The sequence below is a fragment of the Spirochaetaceae bacterium genome, assembly GCA_009784515.1.
Classification (GTDB): Bacteria; Spirochaetota; Spirochaetia; order WRBN01; family WRBN01; genus WRBN01.
Genome location: WRBN01000119.1, coordinates 1 through 3,728, shown reverse-complemented (window position 1 = coordinate 3,728; position 3,728 = coordinate 1). Strand labels below are relative to the sequence as shown.

Below are 3,728 nucleotides of genomic sequence, written 5' to 3'. Positions count from 1 at the left end.
CTAAAGGGTTTATTAAGCCAATTATAAGTTATGGTAATGGCCTTCCCATCATCAGCAAACTCTGGCTGGCAGTTTTCAAACTCATGCTTAGGTAGCAGTTCGCTTAGTGTATTTTCGCCTAAATTTATTTGTTTTTCAGCTTCAATTTTATATTTTTTATTTGGCTCGTCGCCTAACATAAAAATGGTTTGGCCTGCTAATTCTCCTCGCAGCTTGCTTTCATTGTATTCATAGCAAGCAGTTTGCTGTAAGACTTGATTAAAATGTTCCGTAACATCCTTTTTTTGCTCGTCATTGAGTAAAATACTATAAATAGATTCTGTAAAAGTATTATCTATTTTAGGAACAAGCCAAATTTTGTCATTTATCTGTACAATATTAGGTAAAACTATTCCCTCACTAGCAAATATTTTATTTTCATTCTGCTTTAAAGCTTTAACCAACTTATCATCTATACCACTTAATAAAGTATAAATAGAAGCTTTTGTTAGATGGGTAAAGTTAAAATAGTTATTATTAGCTAATAAACTTGCGGCAATAAAGGCATCTTTGCTCTCTAATGCCCATAGTTTTTGTAAATAAGCAAAATCGCAGCTATCTTCATTAGGCGGGAAAATATCTATAGGGGTTTCTTTAACCTCATAATTTTGTCCAGCTAAAAATTCACGTTCGGCTTTATGCCAAAATTGGTAGCAAAAATACCTAAATAACACTTTACTTTGTTCTAGGTCTAAATTAAGCAATAAGTTAGCCCCATAAGCTAAACTCCCATCAGTAAGTGAACCCGTAAAGATATACCCTCTAGCACTACTGGAGTTAGGGTTAATAAGCATAAATGAACCAATTTTACCACTATCTCCATACCGTATTAAACAGCCATCAAGTTCTTTAAGTTTACTATTAGAAGAGCTAGTTAAAATATAAATGCGGTGGCCGCTATCACGGGCCTTAGCAAGAGCCTCTAAAAGTGATGGGCTAGATAATTCTTCGGTAAACAAACAAACTACACTATTAGCTGGTAACGTAGTTAAAGATTCACTTAAAACTTTAGCGTAATCATGGGTGGGTAGTGATGATGAAAGAGATAGGTTTTTTTCTTGCCAGAAACTATTTACAGGCTCTTCGGCAAAACTTTTAACAGTAGTTTTAGAAATAGAGGCGATAGGTGTCATTTAATTACCCTCCGTGAGTAAATTTTTAAGTTTTTCATCTAACACACGTAAATCTACTTTAGTAAAGGTTACACTATCACTAATTGTCCCTTTTTCATCGGGTGAAATATTGTTGGTATTATCAAAGTAAATAAAATCTGACGAAGTATCACTCTTCCAAACATCAATACTACTATCATGCTTAAAGATAAAAAAACGACTGTGGGGTGTTTTTTTATCAGGCCATAAACTATGACTAGGGACAATGTTAAATGGTTGCTTACTAAGATAGTTATTAAATTCACTATTGCTAGTGTTGGTTACAATATAAGTTTTAACACAATTAAAACTCTTTAACAAAGCTGCTACTTTAAGTTGCTGCTTATAGTTAATAACATATCTGTCGTAATAAATAACCTGCTGTAAAGCTTCCATATTGTTAAATAGTTTTAAGGCAATATCTTTAAGTGATACTCTATCGCCTTTGGCATAACTAAATGAAGATAATTGTAAATCTTGCGGAATAGTTAGATTTAAATCATACGGGGCGACCAAGTGCCAAAAGGCCGCTGGCCGTGCCGATTTTTTACTCATATCTAATTCCGTAATATATTGTTTTATGTTAGGTAAGTTACCACTTAACTCATTTAAATAAGCTTTAAAACCCTCTTTTTCATTTGTCTCTCTTATTAAAGCGGTAAAATCATTGGGGTGGAGGTATTCTTTGGTTAATTCGGTATTAACAATCTGTTTATGCCATACTTTAGCCTCTTCAAAATTATAGGGCTCTACAGGCAAATTTTGGTACTGGTAGCTATTAAAGCCTTCAATATCCAATGCTGTAGTATTATATTCAAAATTGGAGAAAGTATTACTATCTGTTATATCTTTAAGCCTTAGTTTAGAGCGACTTGTTTCATTGTTCCAGTAGGGTAAAACCCTCTTCATAAATTGAGAGATAGTTATGCCAGAGCTTATTTTTTGGCTTTCATCAATTATTTCTCTTTCACTTAATTTTCCACCAAAGGTAAAATAAGAACTTTCCAGCCCTTGCCAGAGCCACGTTAAGTTAAGCGTAATGGGTTTTCTATCCTCTGCCAAATTACTAACCTCTTCTATGGTAAATTCATCATCTGCATTTGTGGCATTTTTTATGGGAAGAGAGATAAAAGTTGTTTTAGTTAAATTTTTTAAATTAACTTCATTAAGGCGTTGGCCATATTTTGTATCTTTTTCATTATCAGGGTCATAACCCTTTACCCGTTTAAAGTAAAAGACTCTATTATCAAATAGTTCATCATTTTGCGTGTACCAAATTTGATATTTACCTTCTTCTTGCTCCTTAACTAATCCTGTCTCTTTAGCCTCTAAGCCTGCTTTAGTTAAATTACCGTGTTCATCAGTAAGTTTAATCTCTTGCAAATATTTTTTTACTCCTTGTTCAACAATAGAGTTATCAAAACTTATAGTTTTATTTAAATAAGCTTGTATATCTTCTCTCTTAATTTTTTGGCTAAGTTTTAAATAAACCACAGAGCTGTTTAGCACTAACTGGCGTTTTAGAATAATTTGCATTAACTTTGCCACTCCTCTTAAAAATTAGTATGATGCTGGGCTAACTCTTTTAAATCGTCTGAGCGAGATTTTTCGGCAAAATAATTAAATTTACCAAAAATAACCAGCTGGAATCTTGCCCGAGTAATAGCCACATTAAGGCGGTTAGGGTTATCTAAAAAGCCATCACGATGAGTATTACTCATACTTAAAAAGACTACATCGGCCTCATGCCCCTGAAACCTATCTACAGAACACAACCTAATTGAGACAGGATAGTTACCTAACGTGTTATCTTCGTTATACCTAAAGCTAGAAACTTTCCCCTTAATACTCGGTATGCTTAATAACCCATCTGCGCAATCATCACCCCTAATAACGCTCTCTTGCCCCCTATAAAAAGCCAGACAAGCTACCTCCCAATTTTTTTTATTGGGAGGCTTATTTTTAACGGCATAAGCTAGAAACTCTTTAAGGTGGCTTAACATAGCTTCAGCTTCATGAATGTTTTTACCACGTTTTGCAACATAGTCTTTCCTATTAACATCTACCCACATACTACGCTGGGGGTAACGAGTATAACCCCATTCTCTTGTTAAATTAATAGGAGTTGGGGTTGCTAAGTCTTTTAAAGCACCGCTTTCCTTGTAAAATTGATTACGTGGAAAGGCCGAAATATCGCCGTGCATACGGTGCTGGTAGGTTAAAGTTGTTTTACGAGCTGCTAACACCTCTGGTTTAAACCCTTCTGTAATAGTAGAGCGTTTTTTAGTCTTTCGCCCTTTTATACCTTTTACTAATCCCTCTAAAATAGAGGGGAAACTCATATTGGTAATGGCATTAACCTCTTCTTCAAACTTTTCCTTATCTACAGCAAAGGGGGTAAAGTTAGCTATTTGCTGCATATAATGCTGGTTACTCTTTTTATTACCCTCTTTAAGCCTTAATTGGTTTTCTCTACCCAGCCGCCAAGTAAGCTCTTTAGCCCAACTGCGTTTTTTAAAATATTCACTAATATTTTCT

General features: G+C 34.4%; 3 protein-coding genes. All 3 read right to left on the bottom strand.

Annotated elements, in window-relative coordinates:
- A partial coding sequence (locus tag FWE37_09360; protein MCL2521186.1) for a hypothetical protein occupies positions 1-1,172 on the bottom strand: 1,172 nt, incomplete at its 3' end.
- Complete coding sequence (locus FWE37_09355; protein ID MCL2521185.1) at positions 1,173-2,726, bottom strand: hypothetical protein; 1,554 nt, start codon at positions 2,724-2,726, stop codon at positions 1,173-1,175. It abuts the gene before it with no gap.
- Positions 2,727-2,743: 17 nt separating this feature from the next.
- The coding region (locus FWE37_09350; protein MCL2521184.1) for a Upf1 family helicase at positions 2,744-3,728 on the bottom strand (985 nt) is incomplete at its 5' end.

Excerpts from the sequence above, each read along its gene's own strand:
- FWE37_09355 (MCL2521185.1), bottom strand. The coding sequence starts at position 2,726 with ATGCAAATTATTCTAAAACGCCAGTTAGTGCTAAACAGCTCTGTGGTT.